15 protein-coding genes are annotated in these 14,751 nt (G+C 41.7%); 1 reads left to right on the top strand and 14 read right to left on the bottom strand.

Features of this window, described 5'->3' with window-relative positions; genetic code table 11:
- On the top strand, positions 1–1,056 hold the full coding sequence (locus tag DXD12_RS02875; RefSeq protein ID WP_118637301.1) for a tyrosine-type recombinase/integrase: 1,056 nt from the start codon (positions 1–3) through the stop codon (positions 1,054–1,056).
- A 261-nt stretch (positions 1,057–1,317) separates the two neighbouring features.
- Here DXD12_RS02875 and DXD12_RS02870 read toward each other — a convergent pair whose 3' ends face one another.
- The 14 genes from DXD12_RS02870 to DXD12_RS02795 all read right to left on the bottom strand — a co-directional run bounded on the left by DXD12_RS02870 (position 1,318) and on the right by DXD12_RS02795 (position 14,744).
- Positions 1,318–1,680 (bottom strand): helix-turn-helix transcriptional regulator, encoded by a 363-nt coding sequence (locus DXD12_RS02870; RefSeq protein WP_118293712.1) that lies wholly within the window; start codon positions 1,678–1,680, stop codon positions 1,318–1,320.
- Positions 1,681–1,957: 277 nt separating this feature from the next.
- The gene (locus DXD12_RS02865; protein ID WP_117795386.1) at positions 1,958–2,245 is read right to left on the bottom strand and encodes a DUF4491 family protein; all 288 of its coding nucleotides are present in this window, start codon (positions 2,243–2,245) and stop codon (positions 1,958–1,960) included.
- 175 nt (positions 2,246–2,420) lie between these two features.
- Positions 2,421–2,705 carry an Ada metal-binding domain-containing protein gene (locus tag DXD12_RS02860; protein ID WP_118637298.1) on the bottom strand — a complete coding sequence of 95 codons (285 nt, stop codon included), beginning with the start codon at positions 2,703–2,705 and terminating at the stop codon, positions 2,421–2,423.
- A 539-nt stretch (positions 2,706–3,244) separates the two neighbouring features.
- Positions 3,245–3,616, bottom strand: coding sequence for a DUF2500 domain-containing protein (locus DXD12_RS02850; RefSeq protein ID WP_106999873.1), 372 nt, complete (start codon positions 3,614–3,616; stop codon positions 3,245–3,247).
- 327 nt (positions 3,617–3,943) lie between these two features.
- On the bottom strand, positions 3,944–4,678 hold the full coding sequence (locus DXD12_RS02840; RefSeq protein WP_118637296.1) for a hypothetical protein: 735 nt from the start codon (positions 4,676–4,678) through the stop codon (positions 3,944–3,946).
- A gap of 113 nt (positions 4,679–4,791) precedes the next feature.
- Positions 4,792–4,923, bottom strand: coding sequence for a hypothetical protein (locus DXD12_RS15755; protein ID WP_270487071.1), 132 nt, complete (start codon positions 4,921–4,923; stop codon positions 4,792–4,794).
- A gap of 346 nt (positions 4,924–5,269) precedes the next feature.
- Positions 5,270–5,701, bottom strand: coding sequence for a secondary thiamine-phosphate synthase enzyme YjbQ (locus tag DXD12_RS02835; protein WP_106999876.1), 432 nt, complete (start codon positions 5,699–5,701; stop codon positions 5,270–5,272).
- Complete coding sequence (locus DXD12_RS02830; protein WP_118637294.1) at positions 5,691–6,557, bottom strand: amidohydrolase family protein; 867 nt, start codon at positions 6,555–6,557, stop codon at positions 5,691–5,693. Before DXD12_RS02830 ends, DXD12_RS02835 begins: the two co-directional genes overlap by 11 nt.
- Before the next feature lie 33 nt (positions 6,558–6,590).
- Positions 6,591–7,391 carry a PfkB family carbohydrate kinase gene (locus DXD12_RS02825; protein ID WP_106999878.1) on the bottom strand — a complete coding sequence of 267 codons (801 nt, stop codon included), beginning with the start codon at positions 7,389–7,391 and terminating at the stop codon, positions 6,591–6,593.
- A 526-nt stretch (positions 7,392–7,917) separates the two neighbouring features.
- Positions 7,918–9,321 (bottom strand): glycosyltransferase, encoded by a 1,404-nt coding sequence (locus DXD12_RS02815; protein WP_118472341.1) that lies wholly within the window; start codon positions 9,319–9,321, stop codon positions 7,918–7,920.
- On the bottom strand, positions 9,318–9,896 hold the full coding sequence (locus DXD12_RS15125; RefSeq protein ID WP_147353128.1) for a hypothetical protein: 579 nt from the start codon (positions 9,894–9,896) through the stop codon (positions 9,318–9,320). Before DXD12_RS15125 ends, DXD12_RS02815 begins: the two co-directional genes overlap by 4 nt.
- A 509-nt stretch (positions 9,897–10,405) precedes the next feature.
- Positions 10,406–12,580, bottom strand: a complete 2,175-nt coding sequence (locus DXD12_RS02805; RefSeq protein WP_118472343.1) for a hypothetical protein — start codon at positions 12,578–12,580, stop codon at positions 10,406–10,408.
- Between the two features lie 3 nt (positions 12,581–12,583).
- Positions 12,584–13,693: a CotH kinase family protein gene (locus DXD12_RS02800; protein ID WP_243101135.1), complete on the bottom strand. Its 1,110-nt coding sequence runs from the start codon at positions 13,691–13,693 to the stop codon at positions 12,584–12,586.
- Between the two features lie 373 nt (positions 13,694–14,066).
- Entirely contained in the window at positions 14,067–14,744 is a 678-nt protein-coding gene (locus DXD12_RS02795; RefSeq protein WP_118467686.1) for a DUF4956 domain-containing protein, read from the bottom strand.
- Between the last annotated feature and the right edge of the window lie 7 nt (positions 14,745–14,751).

Here is a 14,751-nt window from a genome sequence, read left to right as displayed (position 1 = left end):
ATGGCTGCACTCTCCTACCACGAACAGGAAGACATCGAAAACACAAAACGAATCCGAGGCATTCTGAAAGAGCTGCCACCGTTCTGTACCGATTTCTTCCGCGGCATTGAACCTCGTACATCAGCGCGCACCCGGCTTGCGTATGCCTATGATTTAAAGACATTTTTTGATTTCCTGAAACAAGCAAATCCAGAGCTTAAATCAAAGAAGCTGCGCGATTTGCCGCTCTCTCTTCTGGATGAAATCAAATTGATGGATCTGGAAGAATATATGGAGTATCTGAAATGTTATTCGACCGAAAAACGTGAGGATCTGATAAATACAGAGCGTGGTATCATGCGGAAAGTCTCGACGGTCAAGAGCTTTTACAACTACTTTTACCGGACCGAGCGGATTCAGAATAACCCCGCTTCTCTTCTGCAGCTTCCCAAGATTCATGAAAAAGAAATTATACGCCTCGATGTTGACGAGGTGGCGCGTTTCCTGGATGAGGTTGAGGATGGAGAATGTCTGACTGAAAAACAGAAAGCCTACCATGCAAAGACCAAGCTGCGAGATCTGGCGATGATGACGCTTCTGCTTGGTACGGGGCTTCGTGTATCAGAATGTGTCGGACTGAATATCAACGATGTTGATTTCCGAAACGGTGGTCTTAGGATTCATCGAAAAGGCGGAAAGGAAGTCATCGTATATTTTGGTGCCGAGGTAGAATATGCGCTTCAGGACTATCTCAGCGAGCGTGAACATATTGTCCCAGAGGAAGGCAGCGAAGAAGCACTCTTCCTCTCCATGCAGCGTAAGCGCATTAACGTACGTAGCGTGGAAAAAATGGTCAAAAAATACGCACAGCTCGTCACACCGCTAAAAAAGATCACGCCACATAAGCTCCGCAGCACCTACGGCACGAATCTGTACCGTGAAACCGGCGATATTTACCTCGTCGCGGATGTTTTGGGACACAGTGATGTCAATACGACGAAGAAGCATTATGCGGCGCTGGAGGATGAACGGCGGCGAAGCGCAAGGAATAAGGTGCAGCTGAGAGAAAAAGAGTAAAGGGCAAAAAAGGCAAAAAGTAAAAAAAATTTTTAGGTAAAAAAGGCTAATTTCGTACTTTATTTCCGTGTAAAGTGAAAATAGTATTTTGCTAAAATAAAGTTCAAAATTCATATTTGCCAAGAAAACCGATGACCTCGACTGCTTATAGTCTATGCCATCGGTTTTCCTAGTTCAAGCACTCTCACTCTGCTTCATCTGTGTCTCAATAACTTCGTCTAAGTTGGCAGCTGTAGTTTGTTCACTCATGGCCTTCTGCCTCTAATAATAAACACTGCAAAGGTTTAAAATATCCTGCAACAGATCATACTCCATCTTTGCCTTATCATTCATTTGATAATTTATCAGAGCATTTTGCGAGTACATCGCATCTACGCTTTGCGTTTTCGTTGAAAATTCCATCAAAGTATCCGGGCCAATGCCCAAACTGGTAAAAATTTTATTCAAATGCTTATCGAATGAGCTTTTACTATCTATCTCGCCATTTAAAATTTTATCTAAAGTAGGTCGAGAAATTTCTGCCTTTTTGCAGAACGATACCTTAGAGAATCCATTGCCACTGATGTAGTCCTTTAATTTTATTCCTGTCAGTTTTCTCATTTCAAAAAGTTCATCAAAACGCACTCTCTATCTCTCCCAGTAACAAATTGTCAATAGTTTTTTAATCACTTTTCTTAAAAAGGAAAAAAATAGAACGTATAGTAAACGCTATGGTGCGTTGACAACGTATAGATTATTTCCATACGCTCTATCTCTCATTTCGTAAACGCTCCATAGCAAGTACCTTGCCAGCCCAAAGTGCTGCAACATGGTTTTGCAAGCAATAATCCGCAACGTTCGCTCCTCCAGTATTCACCTGTAATCTCCATACCGCCATCTTCTCATCTCCCCGCTTTCTTCTTTAGTGCTTATCCACCTTCCGCTTCGGGAACCATCCTTTTTCCACTCTTTTTTCCTGTTCTTTCAGTTCCTTAATGCTCCAAAAGCAACTGACGCCCAAGACACCCAGGGAAACCGACCAAAGTATTTCCTGCATTCTTACGGATAGAATCATACACAAAATGCCCACCAGCAAAAATACCGGCCAACAGCGGCTTCCAAAGTAATACTCCGCATATATAACAATAGGATGGAACAATCCAATCAGAAAAAAGGTAAGCACACCAATCAATATCCCACTAAAATTCATCATAACTCCTTGTCCTTTTCCTTATACAAACAGCACATTATCGCAGACCGGCGCAACTTATCTTCTGCGTGCAACAGTCGCCCTCAACAGCATATCCAATATGCGCAAAGAAGAAGTATTGCAATATAGAACTACAACCTTCCTCTTCCATATTTTTTAAATATCTGACACATTTTTACGGATTGCATTTTTTACACGGATCATAACCTGCAGCAATCAGCGCATCCCTACTCTCTGATGAGGATTTTTTATTGCTCTCCTTCATCTGTTTGACCGATGAACAGGACGGCCGATGAAAATTCTTTGTATTGGTATTGAGGATATAGGATTCCGTGTTGGTCTGCTGAGAAGCTGCCTGCGTAACAGCCTGTGTGGCCTGCTCTGTTTCTGCCGTCTTGTTTGTTCCAGAAGCCGAGCTGTCCCCCGTCGCATAATTGATGTTAAAGGTCGCTTTACCCATTTTGAGGGATGTAAAGTGACCTTCTCTTAGTCAAATATAATGCCGTTCCTTTCTTCGCAAACCTTTACAGAAAGTACAAGCATCCATGTTTCGTTTTTGATAAAGAATCCGTTGCTTTGGTGAGCACTTATAATCGTGTGCACACACTGGGCATGTCCAACAAACAGGTGTTATGCAATTATCCAAAATCTGATCAGGATCACATAACAAATAGTTATCCAAATGGTTCCACTCATTCATTAAATCCGGATGCAATACGGCAAAGGAATTAACACCCGGAAGAACTTCTTTCATTGAACAATACACACAATCCACGTTTCCCGTTGCCATATCTCGAATAGAACTTATATATTCGCCACCACAATCAGGGCATTTCCAGAGTGCTCGGTAACATGAATTATTTAAATAATGTGACATTGGTTCTTCATTATTAGAAGACCATCGCGACATTAATTCTGGATTCGTTAACTTGAATTGACATAAACTTTTTCTTAAAATCACCTCCTCGTCTACTTCCTTTCACACTATCACCTCCAGAATCACACGCGCTCAAATGACAGATATCTCGTTCCCTGAAACGTAAGTTTCCCAATGTCGCCTTCCGCCAGCATTCCATATTCTCTGCCAGAAACCGACAGTTCCATCCGGTCACCGCTCTCTACCTGAAACGTGACATAGTAGCTGGTACTTGAAGTCGAATGGTAGCCATGAGTTCCAGACAGGTCACCCGCATTTGCATGGCTATGATGTGTGATATTTTCACGCTTTGCGACGATGGTTGCACTCACCGACAAACGCGGTGACTGATTGTTTTTATGCCATGTTCCGATTCCTGTCACAAACTGGAAGATGATCATGCCAAAAACCATTACGAAGATAATCGGAAACATAAACTCAAACAGCATAAACATATAGCTCACCTCTTCTTCATCTTTCGTCCAATGATTACTCTGAGCACAAAACATACGACAATCACGAAAAGCGAGGCAGCGATATACAGTAATGCTTCTGTATACCACGGTGCAGAATACGATTCGTATAGTTTCGGAAAGCGCTTATACCCATAGAAATCCATACCCGTTTTAATCACAATCATGTAGAAACTCGCATAGATAATATATTTTAATAAATCGTATAGTTTATTCATGCCATCGTCTCCGCGATATTCTGTTTTAACCTTTTGGCATCGGCAAACTGAAGCTTCACGGACATTCACTTTCACTCAAATACGAACAATCTTAAGGATGTGTTGTTTTATGGATCGCCGTGTCCTTATCCAGCTCTCCACTCAACATATTTTCATAGGTTCCCTCTACATAATTGATAGTATCCTGGTTCTGAATGCCTATGATGGTCACCATCTCTCCCGGCTTTGGTCCCGGAACCGTATAATCATACCGGACGTCCCCTTCTTCATAGACACCCCGGCCCATTCTGGCAGTTCCCACATAAGGCCTTGCGTTTTTATCCTCCTCCCTGGTATTACCCTTAAAATCCCTTACAATCGCATATCCAGCCTCTTCAAGCATCTTCTCATCCAAGTCAGGGTCATATCTCACCATCATGTTCTGCAAGAAATCCTCGCCCAGATGGAACTCGCCCACATCTGCTTTTCCGATAAAATCACCATATTGAAAATTAGAATTCCATTCCATGTTATTGCCGGTCATGCCCTGATTCAATTCCTTCTTTTTCAGTTTTTGGCCGGAACGCATCACACGAGGTGCCTCAATGGTGATGCCCAGATCCTCATCATAGGCAGGTTCCAGAAGTTCCAGTTTTCCGCAGACAATGACGATTTTTCCATCATTGGCCGGATCATATCCGCCGGTTCCTACATAAACAGCCTGCTTCAATGCTTCCTCCCTCCCGCTGCCGCCGCAGCCAGACAGCATAGGCGTTACAGCTAAAAGACCTGTCACGGCAAGTATCAGCAGACCTACTTTCCTTCTACTGTTATTACTCAAGCTCATACGCACATTTCCCTCCTTTCTTAAGTCCCACAGACATTTGACTTACATTCAGACACCGCCGACGAACATTCGTTTCACGCACATCTTCGGAATTCTTGCTGTAAAAATCTTTATCATCCTCCATATTCCGAATAATCATTCAGAAGGCGTACTGTATGATAGACTTCCGTTCCATACATCTGGATCATCAGGTCATTCTCATGGATAGACGGATACAGCCAGGCAAATTCCGACTTGTTACTCACATTATATCATATTTTTTCTTCAATTACATCCACCAAATTTTAGTACACTGCCATTCGGCTTGCTTCTGTAACCGGCATCCGTTTAATCTTCTCCTGCATAAAAAGGTCACTTTACTCATTTTGCGTGATGTAAAGTGACCTTCTCTTAGTCAAATATAATGCCGTTCCTTTCTTCGCAAACCTTTACAGAAAGTACAAGCATCCATGTTTCGTTTTTGATAAAGAATCCGTTGCTTTGGTGAGCACTTATAATCGTATGCACACACTGGCATCGAATTCGATACAGAAGAATAGCGCCTCACTTTGGCAAAGCAAGGCGCTATTCTCTGTTACAGGAAAAATCAGGTTATTCTCCCATGATCTGAACCGTATATTTTCTTATCTTCAGTCCATCGAACTCCACAAAATAAATATCCTGGGCACTTCCGCCCGCTGTTTTTCCATCTATTACCGGAAGCACACAATGATTTCCGCAAAGCATTGACTTCAAATGTCCCGGGGCATTTCCGCTGCAGGTTCCATAGCTTGGGAGCATATGGGTATGCACGTAATCTCCGTCTGTTGGTATCAACCGTTCCAGCGTCAGTTCAATGTCCTTTTCTACACAGGGAAGGCTTTCATTTATCATAATCGCCGTAGTCGTGTGCATGGATATGACAAAAACAACTCCCGCTGTGATTCCGCTGGCAGCCACGTCCTTTTGCACCTGATCTGTGATTTTTACCATTTCAAATTCCTGTCTGCTGGCAATTTCATGCGTATAAGATTTAATAATCATAGCCTCTTCCTTTCATTCCCAGAAACACTTCCGCATTCTCTCCCAGGATTTTTTTCAGCACATCCGGACGAAGATTCAGTTTTTCCAGACCGTCCTTTGTTCTGACCTGGCGAAATCTGGGGAGGTTGGATCCATACATCACCTTATCCATCAGATTATTCTGCAGCCATCCCGGAGCCATATTTTTCAAGAAAATCTGTTCATAATAGTTTTTGGGGCTGTCCATAAATACCGTCGCCGTATCTGTATAAACATTAGGATACTTTAACAACAGCATGCACAGCTCATCCACCCAGGGCCATCCCAGATGCGACAGGCAGAACCGAAGCGTCGGATATTCCACGGCGATATCTTCAAACAAAATCGGACGTGTATATTTTGACGGGGAATCCGGTTCCCAGCTGAAGCCGCTGTGAAACAGCACCGACTTGTCATACTTTGTGCACAGATCTAATAACGGTTTTAACCGTCTGTCATCCGGATACATATTTAAATGGGATAAATTCAGCTTCAGACCCATCAAATTCAGCTTTTCAAACGCGTTCTTCAGTTTTTCTGCCGCACAGTCCTCTCGCGGATCGACACTGGCAAAGCCGATAAAGCGTTCCGGAAACAATTCTACGATCCTCTTTACTTCTTCGTTTGACACAATCGGCTGTCCCATCGATGCAGAATAATCTTCCGCAAGAATTACCGCCCGATCCACTCCGGCATGATCCATCACGGCCATGACCTGCTCCATGGGCACAGGAGATGATTTGTACAGGCCAAACGCCTTCTTTCTGAAATTTACCCTGTCCGAATCTGTACAGATCGGCCCAAATAACACCGGGTGTACATGTACATCAATAATCACGAAACGACAACTCCTTTCTCTCCAAAGCTTCCTTTACACATGATAAGGTTCAAATATACTGACAATCTCAGCAGCCTTTTTCGCGCCGGAAAGCATACATTCCGGTATGCTCCTGCCCCGAAGAATTCCGCTCATAAAGCCGGCGCCATAGGAATCTCCCGCGCCTACGGTATTCACCAGCTTCGGTGCCGGTATGCACGGCTGTCGATAAAACTCTGTTCCGTCAAAAGCCAGAGAGCCTCCTTCCCCAAACGTGGCAAGCAGCACCTCGGCTCCCATGGAACAGCCCATCCGCAAAAGCTCTCTTACCTCCTCGGTCTCCTCTTCAAATGAAAAAATACCATAATTGATATTTTTTAGAATGGTCGGAACATCCTCATGCCGATACCGCTTAGAAAAATCAAAATAGATCTTCGTTCCCTTGCTTCTCATGTCCTTCAGCAATCCGGTCACATTCCACGAAAGATCGGTATGAATGTAATCCTGTGTCCGGATAAAATCCATATCCTCTCCCGTTGGCTGATATGGAATCATGACTCCTTTTTCCGCCCTGTGATGCACCCGGTCTCTGCCATTTAACAGCATCTCTATCACTGCCGTCTGTCCCCCGGGAACAATGGTAACATGTCCGGTATCTACCTTCCTTTTCTGACACGCTTCCAGCATAGACTGTCCATAGGCATCATCTCCAATCGCCGTCACCACGGACGGCACAAGCTCGGGAACCAAATCCATCAGATTAAACATCAGATCGATTCCATTGCCTGTCGGGTAACTGATATTTAAGTTTTTGTATACATCAATGCAGGTGAATCCTACCGCTGCAAACCGCATAGCTGCTCCTCCCTCTGTTTATCTTCGTCACTGCATATACATTTTTAAATTCCGTACATTTTTCTTATCATATTCAAACGGATTAAAATAATATGCAGCATCTGCTCCAAGCACTCCGGCATACGCTGCAAAATTCAGCGTCTGCCCCCCAGGAAACATGGTTTTTAAATGGATGTACTTATCACATACATTGTCCCCAATCCCTATTACCTTCATTTCCTCAGCTTCTTTAGTCGAATTCCTCTTCAATCGATTGATTATATATCATTATATAATGTTATGATATCATATTAGTGCTTCTGGATCATTTTGTCAATAGGATTTTATAAAAAAACAAGAAAAAAATGCAGCCACATTGAGCCTGCGCTCAACATGTCTGCATCATTCCTTTTTCTCTTCTTTTATTCCTCTATTCTTCTTCTCTTTTTCTGTTCTTCTTTATGTAACATGGATTATTTAAATAATGTGACATAGGACGCAATTCCTCCCGTCGTTTCGATCAATCTAAATTGACATAGTAATAAAATTATATTCCGTTCATTTTCTTTCTTTCCAGTTTACCCCAGTTCAGTTTGTTCTTCTTGTATCCCACAAATGCAGTCACACGGACAAATGCCAGATAAAAGCGGAGAAAAGTTGTTTCAAAAAAACAAGCAGTAATAGCAAGGATCAGTTCTCGAAAAGAAAGCCTCTGGTCAATGGTATAGATTCTTGAAAAATATGCAGTTAATGTGAGTAAAATACCATACAGGGCATAGCAGGCAAGAAATACCAGCATAAATTTCACATTCAGCATATCCATCATCACAGATAAAACCATTGTAAGTATACCAAAAAATTCAATAAATGGTGACAATAATTCGTAAAACAGAAAATAAATATAGGATAAAAGTCCTACAGCTCCGTACCGTGGGTTTGCCAGCATTTTACGGTGTCCCCACATACACTGGAACAATCCTCTCTGCCATCTTTTCCGCTGCTTGCCCAATTCACTTAATTTTTCCGGTGTTTGCGACCAGCAGATGGCATCCTGTGCAAAATCAATCTTATATGGCTTACGATTCATGCGGCTGAATTCATGAAGTCTGACTACCAGTTCCATATCCTCGCCCATTGTACTGCTGTCATATCCGCCTACGGCAATCACTGTTTTTTTCTCAAATAATCCAAAAGCTCCGGATATGATCATGTTTGCATTGATTTTATCCAACAGGATACGTGCTGCCAGAAAAGAACGGTCATATTCCAGGGATTGCATTCTTGCTATTATATTTCTAGGTAGCCTATATTTTATCACATGACCTTTTTTTATGACAACACCATTGGCTGGACGGACACTTCCACCAACGGCTATTACATTTTCGTCCTCCAGAACCGGACGAATGATTTTCTCCAGCGAATCATGCTGTAAAATAGAGTCCGCATCCATGCAGATAAACCAAGGATACCTGGCTGCATTGATTCCGGCATTTAAGCTGTCTGCTTTTCCGCCGTTCTTCTTGCGGATCAAAGTAATGGGTACTTTCTGGTTCGGGCATTCATAAACATCTTCCTCAGGCTGACATTGGATTAGATGACGGATCGGGCGCGCCACTCGCTCCATATGAAATGCATCAATCAGGATCTGAGATGTTTTGTCTTTAGAACCATCATCTATCACTATAATTTCATATAGTTTATAATCCAGGTTGAGAAGTGAAGTAACTGTGTCCTTCACCGTGATCTCCTCGTTATAAGCCGGAACAAGAATGGAAACCGGTATGTAATAGCTTTGCCACAGTTTATTGTGCAGCTGTTCAAGGCGGTATGATTTGTACAGTTCAATTGCTCCTGCTACAACCGACAAAAACAAAAAGCTGGAATATCCAATCAGATATATAATAAAAAACAGATTGACACATTCCAGAAAAAAACGAAATGCATCGGTCATAAACCCGCCCTCCTTTGTGCTTTTGCTGCATCTAACTGGTACTCTAACATTTCTTTTGCATAGCGGTCATTTCCCTGTAAAATATCAGCTAATGCGTCCCTATCTGTATTCAGAACTGCAAGGCTTTTTGCAGCATTATGACGGACATACCAGTTTTTACTGTAAATCTCTTTTTTCAAAATTTCCAGTGTCTGCGGTCCGGGATACATAGCAAGAGAGGAAATACAGGCATTCTGCAATTCCCAGACCCCTTCCTTTTCTTCTTTGGCGTGATGAAGCAAAAAAGAAACACTTCTTTCATCCTGATATCTGCCAAAATAGCGGACACATGCGATCTGAATTTCCATATCCTGGCTTGTTTCCAACATAGACAGCATTTCATCCTTCCAGTTTGACGATGCATATCGAATATAATCCAACAGGTTTACCTGCATCCTTGGATGAAATTCACTCAATTTTTTCCAAAGGAGTGGTATCAGTTCTTCTTTTTTATCGAAGGAAAGAAGTCCATCTGCAAGTATTTTTTTATGCGGAAGCAGCTGCTCATTTGCATTCAGGAATTCCAATGCCTGCATAACTGCGTGTATATCTTCTGAACTGTATAACGCCCGCAAAGCATTCTCTCTGCAATAGAGACTTTTATTTCCAAGCAGTTCAAAAAGAAATGGGAAAACAATTTCCTTGGCCTGGAATTTCGTCATATGAAATATGGCAAATACATAAGCCAAGCAGGCCTTTTCCGTATCCGATTTTCTTTTATAAACCGGTATCAGTTCTTCCATCAGCCGACTTACAGATGCTATTCCCTGCTGGAATTGTTCCGGCATACTGTTTTCAATTTTATATAATGCTTCACTGAACGTCAGAAGTCTACTGGTTGACTGAAGCTCTTTAACCAGCCTTTTTTCCTGCTTTTTATTTTCCGTTATATTATCTAAAAACAACTGTCTGTATTCTTCGCAATATCGTTGTTCCCTCCTTTTCAGAACACAGGAACGATATCTTGAAATTATCTCTGTGAAGCAGTTAAACAGAATAATCCCCACACAGACAATAAAATAAAAAACAATCACAAATTGTGCTATCATTCGTGTTCCTTTCCTGTCCAGTATGTCTTCAGAACCTGGTATGCTTCTTTTAATCTTTCATGGTAAGATACTGTATTTTCCCATCCTTTCAGTTTAAGCCGTCCCATCTCGATAGTATTTCCTTCTCTGCCAAGACCTATAAACATCTCTTTGATCCCCACTGCTTCAATGCCATAATTTCCGTCATAATAATCATCATGAATCTGCATTCGGGACGGATCAGAAAAATTCAGCAGCTGCCATGGGATTCTAATTTCCACATCATCTCCGTTACAGATAAAATCTGCTCTGGAATCATAATCAGATGCAGATGGATTTCCATTACCATAATGCAGCTTTCCACTTTCAAAGGTTCTTAACGGTGTGGCAGCATCCTGATACTGACCAATAACATCCCGTAATACCATGCAGATATTTTCGAATACAGCGCTATCCCGAGCCGGTGGATCAATATAAGAATCTTCTCCTGTAATATCTTCCTCATAATTGGCATGAATGGGATTATACCGATCCTGAACCAACAGACGAGTATTATCTTTTCCATTTAAGATCAGTACAAAATCTGTAGGTCTTTCAAATTCTGCTGTACAATTTTCCATACGGGTACTGCCTGTTTTAGGGGTCGTATCAACCGGAACATACAGCGTGTCATTTTCCAGATCAAAGCCCTTTTTATGGAGATATAAATAAACATCGGAGGCATCATACTTCACACTGATGAAAGAGCCGTCTTCATATTGGATCACCATATCTTTATCCGTCCATTCGGAAGTATCCCCGTCCACGTAACAAACACTTTCTTTTTCCCCACAGTCAAATGCCAGCAAGCCAAAATGCTGGTCATTTGTCTGAGCATCTTCCCAGTAAATATTACGGCTTAAATCTACAGCATACATGGTATTCCAGGTATGCTTGAACCATTCATCCTGCCAGGAGTAGACACAGCCTCCGGAAAGTCCGGCAGCCATAATGTCTTCATAACAATCTACCAGAATCTTTCCCTGTTCTTTTTCAGAATAGTATCCAAGTCCTCTGCTGGTTACCTGATTCTCCTGAATCTCACCTCGTCCTGTGGCTGCACCAAATTCAACAGCCAAAACCGGCATTGTATGATGTTCGTTTAAAAGTCTTAAATATGCCCGATAAGTATTCCTTTTTCCGTCAGGAGTGATACAGTCACTAAAGTCAATCTTTTTATCAGACAAGCTGTTCCATGTTGTGTATTCCATACAGGAAAGGTAATCCTGATCATATGGAGATGCACTGTAGCTGACAAACTGACCGGATATAAATTTATCAGTTGCAGTTATATGTTCTGCGTCGATCCGGGCACATTTTCGGAAATATTCTGCAATCTCTTTAGGATAATCAAAAGGATCTGTTGCATTTCCACTGGAAAAGGAGATCAGACGCTGCTCATCATATCTTGTTGATTCATAGTACAGCATCCTGTCACCTGTTTCTGCAAGCAGGGATTCAAAGGCAGAGGCATCTTTTGAAGCAGTAAGATAGGTTCCTTTATACGGTTCCATATCCGGATATTTCTCATCTGTATATGCAACGGTTGTATCTTCCCATCCATTTCCGATAATATATCCCAGCACCCATTTCGAGATATCGTGTAAATAAAGTCCTGTACTTGTATCTGCATCATTATTGATGATAAGTCGTTTTCCATGGATCACATCTACAGTGACCAGGCAATTATCCAGAAGCTTTCCTGCAAAGGAGTCGGCATATGCATCCACTCGGGAGTTCTGTATATAATCATTTACCCAGATTCCCTGAAGTAAATATAACGGCTCCTCATGTTGGGAATTGTATTCATAGAACGCATTATAAAAAGACGGATTCTGGACAGAATAGACTCTCAGCGTATTTGCTCCTGCTTCCTGGATCAGCTGAAACCAGCGCAGATAGGTTTCTTTGGTGATCGCATAATCGGTAGACCATTCACCTGGAATACCGCTTCCCATGTCAATTCCTCTGACTTCAAATGGTTTCCACTTATCTTTGTCCTTTATAAGTATCTCTTTATTCTCAGTCCGGACAAATGTGTTTACATGATTGTCTCGGCCTGAGTCTACATAAAATCCGCCATAAAACACAGCTATAAATCCAATAAATACAAGCAGAATGATGGCAGATATACTGATAATAAATCGTTTCATATTTTAATCATTAACCTCATTATACTGCTTTACACGGGAGGATGCTGAATACTGACGCAGAGTCTCAATGTTTTCATCCAGCCATTTTCCTCTGTTTCGCAAGTAACCTTTTAACTGTCCTTCAGCGGCAGATCTACTGTCAAGATTTCTCGATACCGGAACCAGAAGTCCCTTTGCCTGCTGTTCCACACTTCCCCATCGTGCATCGTTTCTTGCAAGAGCTGGTGCGATAAAATCAAGGGTTTCATCGATATAACGATAAAGTGATTCCTCACTTAACAGACCTTTTCGCAAGGAATGATATCGCTGGATGATCCGTTCAGTAAAATCCTCATCTTTGATAAGCATTTCAAACCATAATCGGTTGTTCAGGAAAAATCCTGTATAAGGAAGTTCCTCCTCGAAATAGTTATTGCAGGCATTATTAAAATCCCATACACACATACGATACAGATTATCGGTTCCCTTATAAATATAAGTGGAATAGTTTCCGGCATCTGCATTACTGGAAAGCTCATTGATTATAAAGTAATCTACAAAGCTGTCTACATCTATCATAGAAGTGTAGCCATGTTTTTCCCTGTCATAATCATATGAATACAGAGTTTTTTCAAAATTTGAAAAATCCTGTCGGATTTCTTCTGTCAGTCTGGCATCCCTGTTCCTGTTTCCGGGATATTCTATCTGCAGCAGGAAGGGGGTTTTGTAGGTATACGTTGTAAAGCTGTTTAAAGCTTCTTCGCCCGCATGCTGATGATCCAGGCGAAGCAGGTATCCGGAAAATGTGCTGCGCTTGGCATTTACACGAAGTCCCAGCCTGGCGCCATCTTTTCCGCCGGTTATCATTTCAGTCATTACATATAGACCTTCATATTCACCATTAAGAATTACTTCGCAGAATCTTACATTTGGCGCATAAGACATCATTTCTCCGGCAAGATTGTAAAACATATAATTTCGTATGGCTGTTTTATCGAGCCAGGGACCGTATAATACCCATTCATGGTGCGCATCCATTCCCATAATGGAAAGCGGATTGTTTTCCCCTTTTTTATCTACAAGTCTGATGGCATAGCTTGGCTTATCAAACTTTCTTGAGGAATTACCTCTCATTCGTATACGGATTTCAGAAGATACATCTGCCGTTTCATTTGCATGATGGTACTCTTTGCTGTCATTCCCAATTATATCCATCTGAGCAGCAATTGTAGTTTCCCCATCCGTAGCGCGTGTATAAATGCGGTTGTTTCCATCATCCTTAATGGGTCTTCCCGGGATTTCTATCCCATCTGTATCAATTTTGACAATCGGAAGATATGTACACAGACCGCCATCCGCAGGATCCGTACATGGTTCCTGGGGAATTTCCTGTTCATGCTGATGAATTCTCTCCGTTTTTCGGTAGTCCTTATAAGACAATGGCGCAAAAACGGCAATCAGGATAACCGCAAAGCAGCATATAAATCCTATTATTTTATATTTCATATCAGTTATAAATTTCATCGCTTTGAGCTACAATATTAACACTTTCGATTTGTCCAAGGTTATAGAAATCATCTGTTAAAGCCGGATACTGTTTCTGAACTTTCTCCAGTATTTTTCTGGATAATTCATAAATGTACTCAGCATTTTCCTCTGTCGTATTTTTTACCCGAAGAACGACACCAGTCCCAAAATAACGAAAGACCTGGGATTCTATATTTTCACAGCGGCTTCTTTTTGCACGGATGATCAAAAGCATACGGTTATCACTGCGAATCGCTCCCATGATAAGAAAAATAAGAAAAATAGCAGAACTGCCTACTGCAGCAACCAGATAATCTCCAACTCCACAGCATATTCCCACAATAATCGTCCAGAAAATATATACAGTATCTCTGGAATCTTTTATTGCAGTTCGAAAACGCACAATAGATAATGCACCGACCATACCAAGCGACAATGCAATATTGTTTCCTATGACAGTCATAACTGTTCCTGTCATAACCGTCAGAACGATCAGTGTTACTCCAAATTTTTTGCTGTAAATCGTTCCCTTATGTGAAATCACATATGAAATAAAAATAAACAGACCAATGACAGCACTTACCAGAATATGCATTATAATTTGCTGCCAGGTCATATCCCCCTGTTGGGCAAGCAGGTTATAAATCGTCTCTTTCATTTCCTTT

The organism is Clostridium sp. TF11-13AC (genome assembly GCF_003481065.1).
Lineage (GTDB): Bacteria > Bacillota > Clostridia > Lachnospirales > Lachnospiraceae > Otoolea > Otoolea fessa.
The sequence above is the reverse complement of the archived record's forward strand: the minus strand, read 5'-3'. Positions and strand labels throughout refer to the sequence as shown.

Coding starts and splice junctions, on each gene's coding strand:
- DXD12_RS02875 (WP_118637301.1), top strand. CDS start 1: ATGGCTGCACTCTCCTACCACGAACAGGAAGACATCGAAAACACAAAA.
- DXD12_RS02865 (WP_117795386.1), bottom strand. CDS start 2,245: ATGAATTTTAGTGGGATATTGATTGGTGTGCTTACCTTTTTTCTGATT.
- DXD12_RS02860 (WP_118637298.1), bottom strand. CDS start 2,705: ATGGGTAAAGCGACCTTTAACATCAATTATGCGACGGGGGACAGCTCG.
- DXD12_RS02850 (WP_106999873.1), bottom strand. CDS start 3,616: ATGTTTATGCTGTTTGAGTTTATGTTTCCGATTATCTTCGTAATGGTT.
- DXD12_RS02840 (WP_118637296.1), bottom strand. CDS start 4,678: ATGAGCTTGAGTAATAACAGTAGAAGGAAAGTAGGTCTGCTGATACTT.
- DXD12_RS02835 (WP_106999876.1), bottom strand. CDS start 5,701: ATGATTATTAAATCTTATACGCATGAAATTGCCAGCAGACAGGAATTT.
- DXD12_RS02825 (WP_106999878.1), bottom strand. CDS start 7,391: ATGCGGTTTGCAGCGGTAGGATTCACCTGCATTGATGTATACAAAAAC.
- DXD12_RS02815 (WP_118472341.1), bottom strand. CDS start 9,321: ATGACCGATGCATTTCGTTTTTTTCTGGAATGTGTCAATCTGTTTTTT.
- DXD12_RS15125 (WP_147353128.1), bottom strand. CDS start 9,896: ATGCAGGCATTGGAATTCCTGAATGCAAATGAGCAGCTGCTTCCGCAT.
- DXD12_RS02805 (WP_118472343.1), bottom strand. CDS start 12,580: ATGAAACGATTTATTATCAGTATATCTGCCATCATTCTGCTTGTATTT.
- DXD12_RS02800 (WP_243101135.1), bottom strand. CDS start 13,693: ATGAGAGGTAATTCCTCAAGAAAGTTTGATAAGCCAAGCTATGCCATC.
- DXD12_RS02795 (WP_118467686.1), bottom strand. CDS start 14,744: ATGAAAGAGACGATTTATAACCTGCTTGCCCAACAGGGGGATATGACC.